This window comes from Gordonia sp. L191 (assembly GCF_030077625.1).
Classification (GTDB): domain Bacteria; phylum Actinomycetota; class Actinomycetes; order Mycobacteriales; family Mycobacteriaceae; genus Gordonia; species Gordonia polyisoprenivorans_A.
This window is the reverse complement of the sequence record NZ_CP125996.1, coordinates 5,758,451-5,773,124: the sequence shown is the minus strand read 5'-3', so window position 1 is coordinate 5,773,124 and position 14,674 is coordinate 5,758,451. Positions and strand designations below refer to the sequence as shown.

The 14,674-nt window shown below is 66.7% G+C and carries 14 protein-coding genes and 1 pseudogene; 6 read left to right on the top strand and 9 right to left on the bottom strand.

Annotated elements, in window-relative coordinates; translation table 11 throughout:
- Positions 1–68: 68 nt before the first annotated feature.
- Positions 69–284, bottom strand: a complete 216-nt coding sequence (locus tag QNM97_RS26055; RefSeq protein WP_283820965.1) for a hypothetical protein — start codon at positions 282–284, stop codon at positions 69–71.
- 177 nt (positions 285–461) lie between these two features.
- Here QNM97_RS26055 and efeU point away from each other — a divergent pair, with 177 nt between their 5' ends.
- The 5 genes from efeU to QNM97_RS26030 all read left to right on the top strand — a co-directional run bounded on the left by efeU (position 462) and on the right by QNM97_RS26030 (position 8,080).
- Positions 462–2,543, top strand: coding sequence for an iron uptake transporter permease EfeU (gene efeU, locus QNM97_RS26050; protein ID WP_283820964.1), 2,082 nt, complete (start codon positions 462–464; stop codon positions 2,541–2,543).
- Between the two features lie 51 nt (positions 2,544–2,594).
- Positions 2,595–3,857: an iron uptake transporter deferrochelatase/peroxidase subunit gene (efeB, locus tag QNM97_RS26045; protein ID WP_283820963.1), complete on the top strand. Its 1,263-nt coding sequence runs from the start codon at positions 2,595–2,597 to the stop codon at positions 3,855–3,857.
- Between the two features lie 257 nt (positions 3,858–4,114).
- On the top strand, positions 4,115–5,323 hold the full coding sequence (macS, locus tag QNM97_RS26040) for a MacS family sensor histidine kinase (RefSeq protein ID WP_283820962.1): 1,209 nt from the start codon (positions 4,115–4,117) through the stop codon (positions 5,321–5,323).
- Positions 5,320–5,961 carry a response regulator gene (locus QNM97_RS26035; protein WP_283820961.1) on the top strand — a complete coding sequence of 214 codons (642 nt, stop codon included), beginning with the start codon at positions 5,320–5,322 and terminating at the stop codon, positions 5,959–5,961. Before macS ends, QNM97_RS26035 begins: the two co-directional genes overlap by 4 nt.
- A 118-nt stretch (positions 5,962–6,079) precedes the next feature.
- The gene (locus QNM97_RS26030) at positions 6,080–8,080 is read left to right on the top strand and encodes a DUF2339 domain-containing protein (protein WP_283820960.1); all 2,001 of its coding nucleotides are present in this window, start codon (positions 6,080–6,082) and stop codon (positions 8,078–8,080) included.
- 17 nt (positions 8,081–8,097) lie between these two features.
- On the opposite strand, the gene QNM97_RS26025 is transcribed toward QNM97_RS26030, so the two are convergent.
- Positions 8,098–8,604 (bottom strand): alpha/beta fold hydrolase, encoded by a 507-nt coding sequence (locus QNM97_RS26025; RefSeq protein WP_283820959.1) that lies wholly within the window; start codon positions 8,602–8,604, stop codon positions 8,098–8,100.
- Positions 8,605–9,011: 407 nt separating this feature from the next.
- On the opposite strand from QNM97_RS26025, the pseudogene QNM97_RS26020 reads away from it, so the two are divergent.
- Positions 9,012–9,353, top strand: a pseudogene (locus QNM97_RS26020) (HNH endonuclease signature motif containing protein); the annotation flags it as partial.
- A gap of 133 nt (positions 9,354–9,486) precedes the next feature.
- Here the strand turns inward: QNM97_RS26020 and QNM97_RS26015 are convergent.
- The 7 genes from QNM97_RS26015 to QNM97_RS25985 all read right to left on the bottom strand — a co-directional run bounded on the left by QNM97_RS26015 (position 9,487) and on the right by QNM97_RS25985 (position 14,645).
- Entirely contained in the window at positions 9,487–10,956 is a 1,470-nt protein-coding gene (locus tag QNM97_RS26015; RefSeq protein WP_283820958.1) for a DHA2 family efflux MFS transporter permease subunit, read from the bottom strand.
- Positions 10,953–11,354 (bottom strand): DoxX family protein, encoded by a 402-nt coding sequence (locus tag QNM97_RS26010; RefSeq protein ID WP_283820957.1) that lies wholly within the window; start codon positions 11,352–11,354, stop codon positions 10,953–10,955. Before QNM97_RS26010 ends, QNM97_RS26015 begins: the two co-directional genes overlap by 4 nt.
- Positions 11,355–11,403: 49 nt before the next feature.
- Positions 11,404–11,826 (bottom strand): organic hydroperoxide resistance protein, encoded by a 423-nt coding sequence (locus tag QNM97_RS26005; protein WP_283820956.1) that lies wholly within the window; start codon positions 11,824–11,826, stop codon positions 11,404–11,406.
- On the bottom strand, positions 11,823–12,338 hold the full coding sequence (locus QNM97_RS26000; RefSeq protein WP_283820955.1) for a MarR family winged helix-turn-helix transcriptional regulator: 516 nt from the start codon (positions 12,336–12,338) through the stop codon (positions 11,823–11,825). The genes QNM97_RS26005 and QNM97_RS26000 overlap by 4 nt, the downstream gene beginning before the upstream one ends.
- A gap of 78 nt (positions 12,339–12,416) precedes the next feature.
- Complete coding sequence (locus QNM97_RS25995; protein WP_283820954.1) at positions 12,417–12,791, bottom strand: DUF427 domain-containing protein; 375 nt, start codon at positions 12,789–12,791, stop codon at positions 12,417–12,419.
- Positions 12,788–13,273 carry an SRPBCC family protein gene (locus tag QNM97_RS25990; protein WP_283820953.1) on the bottom strand — a complete coding sequence of 162 codons (486 nt, stop codon included), beginning with the start codon at positions 13,271–13,273 and terminating at the stop codon, positions 12,788–12,790. Before QNM97_RS25990 ends, QNM97_RS25995 begins: the two co-directional genes overlap by 4 nt.
- Before the next feature lie 10 nt (positions 13,274–13,283).
- Positions 13,284–14,645 (bottom strand): glucose-6-phosphate dehydrogenase, encoded by a 1,362-nt coding sequence (locus tag QNM97_RS25985; RefSeq protein ID WP_283820952.1) that lies wholly within the window; start codon positions 14,643–14,645, stop codon positions 13,284–13,286.
- Between the last annotated feature and the right edge of the window lie 29 nt (positions 14,646–14,674).

Genomic DNA, 14,674 nt, shown 5'->3' with positions numbered 1-14,674 from the left:
GATCGTTAACTCGACTAATCGAATCGTGACCCCGTCGTCCCCGAGACGCGACCCGAGGACAAACACGCCTACGGGATCGGCCAGTCGGTCGTGGCTCGCGCAGACGCCACCACGTCGTCGGACAATTGCGACGGATCGACCCGCCGCGTCTTCTCCCACGCATGATGCACGGGGCAACGCTGCACGCGCATCGGCCCGAACCGCGCGGCCTTGAACGAGCCCAACGGCCACCAGATCGTCGAATAGTAGGCGCCTCGATCACACCGGACGATCACCCTGTTCATCTCGACTCCGATCTCCCAATATCCAAGGGTCGGTAAACCGCTGGAAAAGTAGCCCCAAAGAGCTGGGTCGAATTGTCGCAGTTCTCCCAATCACTCTACGCCGCAGTGCAATTGGTGAGAATGATCTCAGGCAATCCTTACCCCACGAAGGGCAGCCAAGGCATACCTTTCTTTCTCATGAACTGGGCTGACGCGGTGCCGAATCTGCTGATCGGACTCCGGGAAGGACTCGAGGCCGGACTGGTCGTCAGCATCCTGCTCGCCGCCCTGCACAAGGCCAATGCCACTCTCCCCGCCACACGGCAGGTCTCGACCGCCGCAATCTGGCTCGGCGTTCTCGGTGCGGTTTCACTGGCGGGCAGCTTCGCGGCGGTACTCACCTACTCGACCACCATCCTGTCGAGTTCGGCGCAGGAGGCGATCGGCGGCGCGCTCAGTGTGGTCGCGGTCGTCCTGGTGACCGGGATGATCTTCTGGATGCGCAAGACCGCTCGCTCGCTGTCGGGGCAACTGCGCGGCGACGTCGACCGCGCCCTGGCCATCGGCGCGGGCGCGCTCACGCTGACCGCGTTCTTCGCCGTCGGCCGCGAGGGTCTCGAGACGACGCTGTTCCTGTGGACCGCGGTCAAGGCGTCGGGATCGACGGTCGCGCCGTTGATCGGCGCCGCCATCGGAATTTCCATCGCAATCACGTTGTGCTGGTTGCTCTATCGGCGAGCGATTCACCTCGACCTCGGCAAGTTCTTCAACTGGACGGCACTGGCGCTGATCGTCATCGCGGCGGGCGTCCTCGCCTACGGTCTCGGCGACCTGCAAGATGCCGGACTCCTACCCGGAAGCTCGTGGGTCGCCTTCGATCTGACGGCCCACATCGATCCCACCTCCTGGTGGGTGACGCTGATCAGCGGAACCACCGAGCTCACCCCCAAGATGACGGTGCTGCAGATCGTGGCGTGGGCCGTCTACCTCGTGGTGGTGCTGACGATGTTCGTGCGCGCCGGCGCCGTTGTCCCGGCCGCCGCGAGCACCTCCGAGGAGAATCCCGCCGCGCGCGACACCACCGAGCCGGCACCGCCACGGTGGGAACGGTGGGCCCAGCAACGCACCCTCCCGGTCACCCTGACACTGATCGCGGTTCCGGTGCTCGTCGCCGTCGTGGTCATCCTCGCCCTCCCCACTCCCACATCGACCGACACCACCGTGACGATCACCGCCGACAGTTGTGCGCACGAATGGAATTCGGCGCATTCGGGTACCCAGAGCATCGACGTGGCGAACAAGTCGTCGCACGCCGGGGAGATCAACCTCGATGACGCATCCGGTGGTGTCGTCGGTGAGATCGAGACTCTCGGGCCGGGGACCACCGCCACTCTCACGGCCACGTTCGGGTCGGGGACGTACTCGTTCGTGTGTCTGATGCCGGGGGGCACCACCCGCAGCGCAGCGGTGACGGTGACCGGGCACGACGTCGCGAATGTCCTTGCCGTCAAACCGGTCACCACCGCCGACCTCACCGGCCCCAACAATGCCTATCAGGCATATGCCGCGCAGACGCTGACGACCCTGGCAGGCGACGTCGCCACCCTGCGCTCGGCGGTGGCATCCGGAGATCTCGCCGGCGCCCAAAGAGATTGGCTGACCGCGCAACTCGACTGGGAAAGGGTTGGTGCCTCCTACGACAGCTTCGGCGACAAGGGCCAGGCCGTCGACGGATTGCCCGATGGTCTTCCCGACGGGGTGAACGATCCCGGTTTCACCGGACTGCACCGCGTCGAGTACGGCCTCTACCACGGTCAGGGTCCGTCCCAGCTGCTGCCGGTGATCGACCAATTGACCACCGACATCGGCGTCGTCCAGCAGAATCTGACCACCGACGACGAGGCCGGTGATCCGACCAACCTGCCCATCCGGGTCCACGAGATCCTCGAGGATGCCCAACGCGACCACCTTTCCGGGATCGACGATCTGGGCTCGCACACCGCCTATGCGGCCACCTCCGCCGACACCCAGGTCACGCGCGTGGTGCTCGCCGAGGTCGCCCCGCTGGTGCAGGCCCGCGACCCCGGTTTGGTCGCCACCATCACCCGAGGTCTCGACACCCTCGACGCCGCACTGAACACCACCCGGACCCCCGACGGCTGGCAGCCCAGCGACACGGTGACCCTGGCCCAACGCCAGCAGGTCAACGCCGCGCTGGGCGCCGTACTGCAGTCGTTGTCCAACGAGCCCGGGCTGCTCGAGGTCCCGCCCAGCTCGTGACCGACACCGACCTGATTCCGACTTCGTTGTAGCGAGAGCCGAGAACCCCACATGCGCAAGCATTTCGACCCCAGCCCCTCCGCGGTGAACCGACGGAGCTTCCTGCGTGGCGCGGCCGCCGGAACCGCAGGTACCGCGTTGACCGCAGGCCTGATCGCCGGTGGCGTCGCCGCCGATGCTCGCTCGGCGCACTCCGGTCCGTCCGAAAGTGATTCGTATCCTTTCCATTCCGAGCATCAGTCGGGAGTCCTCACACCGGAGCCGGCCGACAAGCAGGCGTTCTCGGCCGTCGCCGCCTTCGACGTCGTCGAGGGCACCTCGCGCGCCGACCTCGTCGATCTCATGAAGACGCTGACCACCCGTGCCCGCACCCTCACCGCAGGCGGCGCACCGACCGATGCCGGGGTGTCGGCACCGCCCTCGGATTCCGACCTGCTGGGCCCGCAGATGCCCGCCGACGGGCTGACCACCACGCTGGGCCTCGGTGCGAGTCTGTTCGACGAGCGGTTCGGCCTGGCGTCGTCGAAACCGGTGCAGCTCAAGCCGATGCGGATCTTTCCCGATGACTCCCCAGATCCGGCGTGGATGCACGGCGACCTCTCGTTGCAACTGTGCGCCAATCACCCCGACACCATTCATCACGCGATCCGCGACATCACCCGTCACACCCGCGGGGCGATGCAGATCCGGTGGAAGATCGAGGGATACAACTCGCCGCCGCGTCCTTCGGGAACGGCACGGAACCTGTTGGGGTTCAAGGACGGTACCGCCAATCCGACCGGGTCCGAGGCGCAATCGCTGGTGTGGGTGGACGATCCGCGCGAACCGCGGTGGGCTCGAGGTGGCAGTTACCAGGTGGTGCGACTGATCCGGATGCTCGTCGAATTCTGGGACCGCGTGTCGATCAACGAGCAGGAGAACATGTTCGGCCGCCGCCGAGACACCGGCGCACCACTGGACGGCAACGCCGAGTTCGACACACCGAACTATGCGGCCGACCCAAAGGGCACCGTCATCCCGCTCGACGCGCACATTCGCATCGCCAACCCTCGCACACCGGCCACCGAGAACCAGCGCCTCATCCGCCGCTCCTACAACTACGATCTGGGCGTCGACCCGAACGGCAACATCCAGGCCGGCCATGTCTTCCTCGCCTATCAGCAAGACGTGGTGCGCCAGTTCGAGACGATCCAGTTGCGCCTCGTCGGCGAGCCCCTCATCGACTACGTGCAGCCGTTCGGGGGCGGCTATTTCTTCGTGGTGCCCGGCGTCCGCTCGGCCGACGACTGGTACGCCCGTGGCCTGCTGACCTGACGGCGGTCAGTTCCGCCGGTCGGCGATGGCTAGGGCGTGTCTCCCAATTCCTCTGCGATGGATTTGCGAGGTCGATGGTTTCCTGGCAAGGCGGAGGAGGGAGCGATAGCGGAGCTATCGTGACCAACGACAACGCCGCCAGGGGGCCATCGAGCCGCAAAGACGCGCAAAGGGAATTGGGAGACATGCCCTAGGATTGGTCGCACCACGATGGTCGTGTGCACACGGCCGGGACCACCAGTACCTGCGGGGTGAGGATGCCGAAGTCACCGCAATCGGTCACCCCTGTCTCCACCGGCCTCGACCGCATCTTCCCACCATGGCTACGCGTCGACGACCTCGATCCCGTCGGCCCGCTGTGGCGGGCCGCGCAGATCTTCCGGCTCGCATCCTTCTGCTACGCGCTGGGTTTTCAGATCGTCGTGAACCACGACCTGGATCGGCCGGGACTGACGTGGGCGCTGTTCGGCTTGTTGGCCGTCGCCAACATCTGTTGGGCGGCAGGCTATCTCGTGGGATTCGGCCGGCGCTGGTGGTTCGTGGCGTCGGAAGTCGCGGTATCGGCGGTGATGATGCTGTCGACCTCCTACGTCGCCGACATGGCCTGGGTGGCGAACAACCAGACCTGGCCGACGACCCTCTGGATGACCAATTGTGTTCTCTCCAGCGCACTTCTGGGCGGGCCGTGGTGGGGGCTTCTGGGCGGAGCCGCGGTGGGGCTGACCAACTTCTATGTGAAGGGCGAGATCATCCTCAACTTCGGCCGCAACGCGACCGCGCTGCTGCTGTTGATGACCGGCATGGCGATCGGGCTCGCCGCGTCGCGGGCGCGCGTCACCCATGAACGGCTGACCACCGCGATCCGCGCGGCCGCGCAGGCCGCCGAACGCGAACGCCTTGCCCGTGAGGTGCACGACGGCGTGCTGCAGGTGCTGGCACTGGTCGCCCGACGAGGAGCCGAGATCGGTGGTGAGACAGCGCAACTCGCGGCGCTCGCCGCCCAGCAGGAGCAGCGCCTGCGCCGGCTGATCGCAGCGCGGCCGGCCGACGGCGACTCCGACACGCAGACCGATCTCGGTGCAGCGCTGCAAGCGTTGGCCGCCGACGGGGTGTCGGTCAGCGCACCGCCCGATCCGGTTCCACTACCGGCAACGGTTCTCGCCGAGGTGATGTCGGCCATCGACAACATCCTCACCAATTCAGCACTGCACGCCGGACCCGAGGCGCACAGTTATGTACTTCTCGAGGACCTCGACGACGAGGTGATCATCAGCGTCCGCGACACCGGGGTGGGGATCGCACCGGGCCGGCTCGCCCAAGCGAGAAGTGAAGGACGGATGGGGATCGATCGTTCGATCGTCGGACGCATCGAGCACCTCGGTGGTAGGGCCCAACTACATTCGGCGCCGGGCACGGGAACCGAGTGGGAACTGACGATCCCGGTGGAGAAAGGCAGGCGGCGATGACGGTACGTGTGATGGTGGTCGATGATCACCCGATGTGGCGCGACGGGGTCGCCCGCGACCTGACCGACGAAGGATTCGAGGTGGTCGCCACCGCCGACGGCGTCCGCGCGGCCACCGCCCGCGCCGCGGCGGTCCAGCCCGACGTGGTGCTGATGGACATGCAGATGCCCGACGGCAGTGGCGCACAAGCGACCACCGAACTCCTCGTCGTCTGCCCGGGTGCCCGGGTGTTGGTGCTCTCGGCGTCCGACGAACGCGACGACGTCCTCGACGCCGTCAAGGCCGGTGCCACCGGCTATCTCGTCAAGAGCGCTCACCGCGACGAACTGGTGGCGGCGGTCCGCGCGACCGCCGAAGGGCAGGCCGTGTTCACGCCCGGCCTGGCCGGATTGGTGCTCGGCGAATATAGGCGGATCGCGCGCGATCCGGGCCCCGACACCCCCGTGCTGACCGACCGGGAGACCCAGGTGCTGCGTGAGGTCGCCAAGGGGCTGTCGTCCAAGCAGATCGCCACGAGGCTGTCGATCAGCCCGCGTACCGTCGAGAACCACGTCGGCGCCACCCTGCGGAAACTGCAGCTGGCCAACCGGGTCGAATTGGCACGGTACGCCATCGAACACGGCCTCGACGACGACTGAGCACCATCCGCCCGAACGACGCCGACCAGGCTTCTCCGCAGGTCAACGGCGCTTCACTCACGGCATCCGGGTAGATCTACTCATGATCGGCAGCCTTCGCGCCAGCACAGTTGTCCTCATGAACCACACACCTGCCCCCGGCGAGCCCACGCCCGCGCAGAGTGACACGACAGTCACTGTGCTCGAGCGGATCAGCGGCCAGTTCGCCGACATCGCCCGCTCCATGACCTCCATCTCTGACGACATGACGACGCTGCAGAGCATCCTCGGTGCCGCGCCTGTCCCGGCGCAGCCCTCGCCACAGCCGGTTCCGCCACAGCCGGTTCCGCCGCAGGCCGTCCCGTCCCCGCCTCATCACCATCAGCCCATGCCTGCGCCCTATGCGATCCCCACCTATCAGCCGGTGCTGCCTGCGCCGTACGCGATGCCGGTTGGGCCGATGCCGTTCAGCCCCATGCCGGTTGAGTCGATACCATCCCGTCCGCCCTATCCTCCGGCCGGCCATCGTTCACCGATACCACCGAGAAAGACGATGTCCGAACGGATCTCGCAGGCCGCCGAACGCGGACTCGTCGGCAAGCTCCTCGCCGCGGCCGGAGTCGGGATCACGCTGATCGGCGTGGTGTTGTTGCTGGTTCTGGCCGCGCAGGCCGGCTTGCTCCGGCCGGAGCTGCGGGTGGCCGGCGGCGCACTCTTGGCTGTCACACTCGTCGGCATCGGTGCCATTCTCGGCCGAGATTCCGGAAAACGTTCGGGTGCTGCGGCTCTCGTTGCCACCGGCGTGGCCACTGCCCTGTTCGACGTGCTGGCGATCACCGCGATCTATCACTGGGTGCCCGACTACGTCGCGCTCATCCTGGCGGCTGTCATCGCCGCAGGTGGTCTCGGGATCGCGCACTGGTGGAACAGTCAGGCACTGGCGTTGATGGTCAGCATCCCGCTGGTGGCGTTCGCGCCGTTCATCACCGGTGGTATCGACGACGTGCTCGTCGGCTTCCTGCTCAGTTACGCCGCGGCCACCCTGTGGATTCAGCTGGGACGTAACTGGATTGCGATGTTCGCAACCAATACCGCGGTCGCCACGCTCCCGCTCTGTTACGCGGTGGTCGAGGGTGCGCTCACCTCCCCGGATGCTGTGCAGTGGTTCGTCGTCATCGCGCTGGGCGTCAACACGCTCCTTGCGATGGGCTCGGCGCTTGTCCTGCTCCGCAGTTCGACGCAACCGCTGATCGTGACGCTGGTCGCGAGCGCCACTCTGGTGCCGATGCTCGGGGCAACTCCGATCGCAGGCCCGGTGGTCGCCTCGATCATGATGGCGCTGACAGCCGTCGTTCTGGCGACTCTGGCGCTGACTACCGGCCACCTGCGCGGTGTCACATCCGCGGTACGGACGGTGTGGTTGGCGGCGAGTGCCGTTGCCACCTGCGGTGCACTGATGGCCGGTCTCGACGGCCCAGGATTGGTCATCGGACTGGCCGGTGTCGGCCTCGTCGTCTCTGTTGGTGCATGTGTCACAACCCGATTGGCGTTGCAGATGCAGATCATCGGCACCGTGTTCACCGGCCTCGCGCTATTCGGCTCGATGTCCCTCGGAGCCATCGATCGCATGGTGCTCAGGAACTCGTTGCCGCCAACCACGCAGGCCCAGTTGGTGATCGTCGCGGCGGTCTCGCTTGCCGCGGTGGCCACGCTCACCTGGTCGTGGGCCCGCGTTCGTCGCAGCGACGTGCCCACCATCGGGACCATCGGCAGCCTGATCTCTTTGTCACTGGTCACCGAGATCTGCGTCGGCCTCGGTGGCGCGATCAGCGGAGGAGGCGACAGCGGATTCCGCGCGGGCCACACCGTCGCGACCATCACCTGGGTGCTGACCGCCACTGCCGGACTCATCTGGGCTCGTCGACTCCACGGCTCGTCGCGCACCCTCACGGTGACGGTGAGCCTGGTGATCGTCGCCGCCGCGGTCGCCAAGTTGTTCCTCTTCGACCTCGCCGCCCTCGACGGGCTGTTCCGGGTCATCGCCTTCATCGTCGTCGGATTGCTCCTGCTGACGCTCGGTGTGGTCTACGCGCAGTCGTTGAACTCCGATGACGGCCGGGTACAACCGAGGACCTCGTGACCGTCGTGACTCCGCACTCAGCTGCCGGCCGCAACGATCTGCTCTGCCAGACCATCGAATTGGTGCCCACCCGAGGGATATTCATGGACGCGGGCCGATGGCAGCAGCGACGCGTTGAGGGCGAGGTGATCGGCGCCGACGACCATGTCATCGCGGCAGTGGTGCAACGAAGCGGCGATCGAGGGCTGTGGGCTCGTGAGTGCGTATTCGGCGAGATCCCAGCCGTCGGGGCCCCAGTTGGGCATGGCCAACAGCATGACCGACGCCGGGGTCGGTCGGGGCGTCTCCGCGAGAACCCGCAGGAGGATCGACGCGCCGAAGGAATGACCGACGACGACGTCGTCGGCGCGCGTGCGCGAGAGCGCGATACGGACGGGCCTCGCCCAGCTCTCGTAGGACATGTCATCCGCGGGCATCCGCGGATAACGGACCTCCGTGTTGAGCGCGGCACCGAGTTCGTCGGCGAGCGTGGCGTCCTCGACAAACCCGCCCGCACCGTGCAGAAACAACAGCCGTCTGGTCATGATGGCCCCCTTGCGTTGGTGAGTTGCTCACAAGGTTGACCACCGGGACCGACAAAACTCATCGCACCGCTTTCCAAACGTTTGAGAACTCCTTCCCCGGTGGTCGACAGCCGCTCCCTTCCGGTAGTCGAGAGCCGCTCCCGTCCGGTAGCCGATAGCCCGCTTCCCCCGGTGGTCGATAGCCGCTTCCCCCGATGGTCGATAGCCGCTTCCCCCGATGGTCGAGCGCTTCCACCTTCCGACGCTTGCCCTTCCCCCGGTGGTCGAGGTGGGAGCCGCGTGCGGCGAGCCTCGAGACCGCTTGTGCCGGTGCTGGTTCGGTTGGAAAGGAGGTGCGGATACTCATCGGCGAGCGGGGTCTCGAGGCCTCGTCGCTGGCGCTCCTCGGCACCTCGACCATCGGAAAGGATCCGACCGGACACGGTGGTCATACCGTGCCACCACCTGGGGCATTGACGTATGCACCCAGCGCCACCTTGCGCGCTGAGGTGCTGGCCAACGATGCGTGGTGCCGGTTTCCGTACTGCGGGATGCCGTCACACCGGTGCGACCTTGATCATTGGCGGCCGTTCAACCACACCGACCCCGAAGCTGGCGGGTGGACGGTGCTCGGTGACCTCATCCCGTTATGTAGGGCCGATCACCAACGCAAGCATCTTGCCGAGTGGGTGCCGACGCTCCTTCTGGATCGGAGGGTGCAGTGGCGGAGTCGACGGACGGGGCAGGCGATTGTCACCTATCCGCGGTGACGGGGTTTCGCTGTGGGATGGAACCAGCTGTGGCTCAACGGATCTCGAGGCTCCTCGCTTGCGCTCGTCGCACCTCGACCATCGAGGGAGGGCGCGTCGACCATCGAGGGAAGGGTTGTCGCCCACACGGTGGTTATCCGGTTCGAGTCGTGGCGTCCTGGCATGCGGAGTTGACCGCGGGCATGACTTGCGGGCGGAAGCCGGTACCTTTCCGAATGGTCAGCAGTGCGACGAGACCGCCTGCGGCGCAACATGCTGCGGCGATGATCATGGCGGCCTGGAATCCGCTTCCGAGGGGCTGGCCGGGTCCGGCGTCGAGGCCGGCGACTGCGGGTAGAACAGCGACTGCGAGGAGACCGGCGAGGCGGGCGACTGCATTGTTGACGCCGGAGGCGGTGCCCGCACGGCTGTCGTCGACAGCGGCCAACGCGGCAGAGGTCAACGGCGCCACCGTGATCGTCATACCGAGCCCGAACATCACCACCCCGGGCAACACACCCCCGAGATATCCGACTCCGGGTATGACACGCGCCATCAGCCCCAGACCTACTGCGGCAACAAGGGGTCCCACGGTCATCGGAAGTCGAGGTCCGGTGCGCTGCGCGACCTTTCCCGACAGCGGCGACCCAAACAGCATGATCACCGTACTCGGGAACATCGCAGCACCCGCTTCCAACGCCGAATACCCCATGCTCTGCTGCAACTGCAGGGCGAGCAGGAACAGTGCTCCGCCGAGCGCGGCGTAGACGAGCAGGGTCGTGAGATTGGCTCCGGTGAACTGACGCGACCGAAACAGGCTCAGCGGCAACAGCGGATCGCGCGCCCGCAGCTCGACGATCACGAAAACGACCAGCGCGGCGCACCCGATACCGGCGGCTCCGACCGACAGCGCGGACCAGCCACGGGCGGGCCCCTCGATCAGCGCGTAGATGACACCGGCCAGCCCCAGAATCATGGTGAGGGCGCCGAGCATGTCGAGCCGTGCATGCTCGGTGTGATCACGCGACTCCGGAACATGGCGCAGTGCAATCCATATCGCTCCCAGCGCCAGCGGGACACTCAGATAGAACACCCCACGCCACGACACCGAATCGACGAGCCACCCGCCGACGAATGGCCCCAACGCGGTGGTGGCCCCGGACATCCCGGCCCACAAGCCGACCGCGGCACCTCGATCGTCGGGGGCGATCTCCGAGTTGATCAACGCGAGGCTGCCCGGAACGACGGCGGCCGCTCCCAGGCCCTGCACGAGCCGGGCGACGACAAGGCACTCGATACTCGGAGCGAGTGCGCAACCCACCGACGCGACCGCGAACACCACGAGCCCGCCGACGAACACCGCCCGCCTGCCGTATCGGTCACCGGCCACCCCACCCGCCAGCAGCAGCGCGCTCAGGGTCAGCATGTACCCGTCCAGAACCCATTGCTGCCCACGCAGATCCGTGTCGAGGTCGCGCGCGATCGCCGGCAAGGCGACATTGACCACGGTCCCGTCGAGAAACGCGACGCCGGAACCCAGAACGGCCGCGACGATCAGCCAGCGGCCACGCGCCGACGCGGCGGCAAGCGTTCCCGACTGATCATCGCGACCGTCGGAGATCATCGGCCCTTACGTGCCCCATAGTCGCCGGCAGCCAGTGCCCACAGCACCAGCACCGGTTGACCGAACAGGCGCCCCAATCGCTTGGCATCCGAATCGAGTCCGAAAGCGTCGATGTGCGCAACATATTGGTGGATGTTGCCCGGAAACACCGCGATGAAGAACAGCGCCGCGATGCCGGCAACGATCCGCCGGTACCTCGGCAGGGCGATGAGCGCCGCACCCAGACCGATCTCCACCACGCCTGACGCCAGGACGGTGGCATCCTTGCCGAGGGGCACCCAGTCGGGCACCTGCGCCTGGAACTCGTTGCGCTGGAATGTCATGTGTCCGATGCCGGCAAGCGCGAGAACAGCACCCAACGCGATTCGGGCGACGGCACGGCCACGGGTTTGGGGCATCGGGGATGGGGCTGGCAGACTACTCGTCGAGGTCATCGGTGGCCCGTTCTCAGTCGTCGGCCAGAGAGAGCGTGACCTCGACGTTGCCGCGGGTCGCGTTCGAGTACGGGCACACCTGATGCGCCTTCTCGACCAGATCGCGGGCCGCGGCGGCGTCCACCGCGGGCAGGCTGATCTCCAGATCCACGGAGATACCGAACTTCCCGGCCTCGTCGGAATCCAGCGATACCCGTGCGCCCACAGCCGAATCCGTGACGTCGGCTTTCTCCGACCGCGCCACCATCCGCAGTGCACTGTGAAAACACGCCGCATATCCGATCGCGAACAGTTCCTCGGGATTGGTGCCCTCCCCGCTTCCGCCGAGTTCCTTCGGCGTGGCCAGATCGAGATCGAGACGGCCATCGGCACTGCGCCCGTGCCCGTTTCGGCCGTCACCGGTGGCGAGCGCCTCGGCGGTATAGAGATGGTTCATGCTGATACTCCCTTGTTGTCGGACTTATCGGTCTTGTCGGACGTGTCGAGGTTGTTGAGCCTGTCGAGCTCTCCGATCAAGTTGTGGAGCAACGATCGAAGCGGAACGACGTCGTCGGGAACGAACTCCGGCTGCACGGACTGGTCGGCCGCCGCGGTCAGACCCTCCAGCAGTGCCGCCAGAACGCAATCCGACCGCTCCCCCAACGCCGACCCGGCGGGCGTCAGCTCGACGATGATCGACCGCTCGTCCTCGACCGAACGCCGACGTTCGACGAGACCGGCCCCCTCGAGCCTTCGGACCAGTGGCGACACGGTTCCGGAATCGAGGTGCAGACGTTCACAGAGCCGACCGACCGGCACCGACCGTTCCTCCCACATCACCAGCATCACCAGATACTGCGGATACGTCAGTCCGAGTTCTCGTAGCCCAGGGCGTTGCGCGGCGATGACCGCGCGCGAGGCGGCGTACAGCGCGAAACACAGTTGGTCGTCGAGACGAGGAGTCGCCATGGGTCCGACGATAACCCTCAACCAGGTGCCACGCAACTATGTGTTGCACAACCTAGTTGCGCAACACGGTTCCGCCGGTCAGTCGATCTCGACGCGCACCGCATCGGGATAGAAGGCCAGATGATCGGCGATCTCGGCCACCGCCCGATAGGGCTCGGCGTAGAACCACGCCTTGTCCGGCGCCTCGGAGCCGTCGGTTCCGCGCAGACCGTGATAGCCGGCGTCACCCTTGTACGGGCAGTACGTGCTGTGCGCACTCGCGGTGAGCACGTCGGCGACGACGTCGTCGCGCGGAATATACTGCACCGGAGGATAAGTGGCCTCGCGCAGCGTCATCGCGTGCGTGGTGTCGGCGATAAGTTGTTCGCCCAGCCACACCCGCACCCGGCCGGGCGTCGGTTCGACGGTGATCGGATGGGTGGCGTCCGGGGTGAGTCGTGGTCGGTCGCTCATGATGCCTCCTGGTGCGGATCGGTTGTCTGCTTGTTTTCGAGAATCCCTGCCGCAGTGCGGAGATCGGCGGCGAGCGCGGCGGGAGCGAGGACGCGGATACCGAGCAGCCCGGGTGCGGCGACAATCGGAACGGTCAGATGCGCACGGGCACGCACGAGCGTCGAATGGTCGCCCTGCGCCTCGAAGTCGAGACTCAGTACGGCATCGACCGGCCCCCACCGCCCGATCTCGCGCCACCGCTGCGCGCGGCGGCTCTCCACGACCTCCATCGTCGGCCGGACGAAGGGGACCGCGGTGACGTCGATCCAACTCGAGCCGGCCTCACCCGGTTCGCCCACATCGGCCTCGTCGGCCACCCGGAGCAGGCTGGCCTGCCATTCGGCGCGGCGGCCGGGATCGCTGAGATAGTCGTAGGCAACCTCAGCGGCGACACCGAATTGTACTGTCACATCGGCGATCTGCAGTCGGGCGGTCGATTTCATCCCGACGCCGTCAGAGCCTGGGCCAGGACTGCGGGCCCGAACTGCCCGCCGGATAGTCCTCCAGCGGCACCTTGTTCGCCTCCCACGCGTCGATCACCGGTTGCACGATGCGCCAGCATTGTTCGGCCGCATCCCCGCGGACCGCGAGGGTGGCGTCGCCGTCGAGGATGCCCGAGAGCACCTCGGCGTAGGCCCGGACCGACCCGTGACCGAGATCGGCGTCGAAGTCGATGGTCTTGACGGCGAACGGGTTGGTGCCGTCGTGGATGTTCAGCTGCAGGTTCATCACATCCGGACCGAGCTTGAGCCGCAACACATTCGGTGCCACCTCGGCGCCGAACTGCTCGGGTAGATGGCGCACCGGCCGGAACGTCAGCGCGATCTCCTTGACCGGAGGAGCCAGGGCCTTGCCGGAGCGCAACGTGAACGGCACCCCATCCCAGCGTGCGGTGCGCACGCCGAACGTCGCCTCGGCCAGCGTCTCGGTGTTCCGCGCGGGGTCGACACCCTTCTCGTCGACATAGGACGGCAACTGCTTGCCGTCGACCTCTCCCGCGGTGTAGCGCGCCCGACGGGAATGGGCGACCGCGTCGTCGTCCCAGATCTGCACCGCACGCAGCGCCGCGCCCGTCGCATCACGCAGGTCACGTTCACCGAGTGTCGCCGGCGAATCCATCGCCACCACCGCGAGCAGTTGCAACAGGTGGCTCTGCACCATGTCCCGCAATGCGCCGGTGCCCTCGTAGAAATCGGCGCGCCCCTCCAACCCGAGATCCTCGTCGTAGCGGATGACGACGGATTCGATGTGGTCGGCCGACCAGACCGGCTCGAACATCCGGTTCGCGAAGCGCACGCTCAGCAGATCGAGCAGCACCGACTGCCCGAGGAAGTGGTCGACGCGGAAGACCTGCTCCTCGGGGACGAGTTGGGTGAGCAATTGGTTCAGCGCGTGCGCGCTGGCCTCGTCGGTGCCGAACGGCTTCTCCGGAGCGAGGATCGTTCCGTCCGGAATGTCCACATCCCGCAACGCTTCACACGATTTCTCGGTGACCGCCGGCGGCACCGCGAAGTACAGCACCGGACGTCCCTTGGCCTCGCCGAGGAGCCGCGACAGATCGTCGGAGCTGGTCAGGTCACCCTGCCGATACACGGTCTCCTCGGCAAGAGCCCGCGCAGTGGCGCCGGCATCGTCACCGAACGCCTCACGTACCTCGCCGCGCCAGGTGTCGGCGTCGCGCTCCGATCGGCCGACCCCGATGAGATGTACCCGGCGATCCGGCTCGCGGTCGAGCAGCTGCCCCAGGGCGGGCAGCAGCAGCCGCTTGGTCAGATCACCGGTGGCTCCGAAGATGATCAGGGTGGTATCCGTCATGGCTTCTCCTGGTGATCATGTCCGGTGAA

Bases quoted from the DNA above. Each gene is read 5' to 3' on its own strand.
- QNM97_RS26055 (WP_283820965.1), bottom strand. From the start codon at position 284: ATGAACAGGGTGATCGTCCGGTGTGATCGAGGCGCCTACTATTCGACG.
- efeU (WP_283820964.1), top strand. From the start codon at position 462: ATGAACTGGGCTGACGCGGTGCCGAATCTGCTGATCGGACTCCGGGAA.
- efeB (WP_283820963.1), top strand. From the start codon at position 2,595: ATGCGCAAGCATTTCGACCCCAGCCCCTCCGCGGTGAACCGACGGAGC.
- macS (WP_283820962.1), top strand. From the start codon at position 4,115: ATGCCGAAGTCACCGCAATCGGTCACCCCTGTCTCCACCGGCCTCGAC.
- QNM97_RS26035 (WP_283820961.1), top strand. From the start codon at position 5,320: ATGACGGTACGTGTGATGGTGGTCGATGATCACCCGATGTGGCGCGAC.
- QNM97_RS26030 (WP_283820960.1), top strand. From the start codon at position 6,080: ATGAACCACACACCTGCCCCCGGCGAGCCCACGCCCGCGCAGAGTGAC.
- QNM97_RS26025 (WP_283820959.1), bottom strand. From the start codon at position 8,604: ATGACCAGACGGCTGTTGTTTCTGCACGGTGCGGGCGGGTTTGTCGAG.
- QNM97_RS26015 (WP_283820958.1), bottom strand. From the start codon at position 10,956: ATGATCTCCGACGGTCGCGATGATCAGTCGGGAACGCTTGCCGCCGCG.
- QNM97_RS26010 (WP_283820957.1), bottom strand. From the start codon at position 11,354: ATGCCCCAAACCCGTGGCCGTGCCGTCGCCCGAATCGCGTTGGGTGCT.
- QNM97_RS26005 (WP_283820956.1), bottom strand. From the start codon at position 11,826: ATGAACCATCTCTATACCGCCGAGGCGCTCGCCACCGGTGACGGCCGA.
- QNM97_RS26000 (WP_283820955.1), bottom strand. From the start codon at position 12,338: ATGGCGACTCCTCGTCTCGACGACCAACTGTGTTTCGCGCTGTACGCC.
- QNM97_RS25995 (WP_283820954.1), bottom strand. From the start codon at position 12,791: ATGAGCGACCGACCACGACTCACCCCGGACGCCACCCATCCGATCACC.
- QNM97_RS25990 (WP_283820953.1), bottom strand. From the start codon at position 13,273: ATGAAATCGACCGCCCGACTGCAGATCGCCGATGTGACAGTACAATTC.
- QNM97_RS25985 (WP_283820952.1), bottom strand. From the start codon at position 14,645: ATGACGGATACCACCCTGATCATCTTCGGAGCCACCGGTGATCTGACC.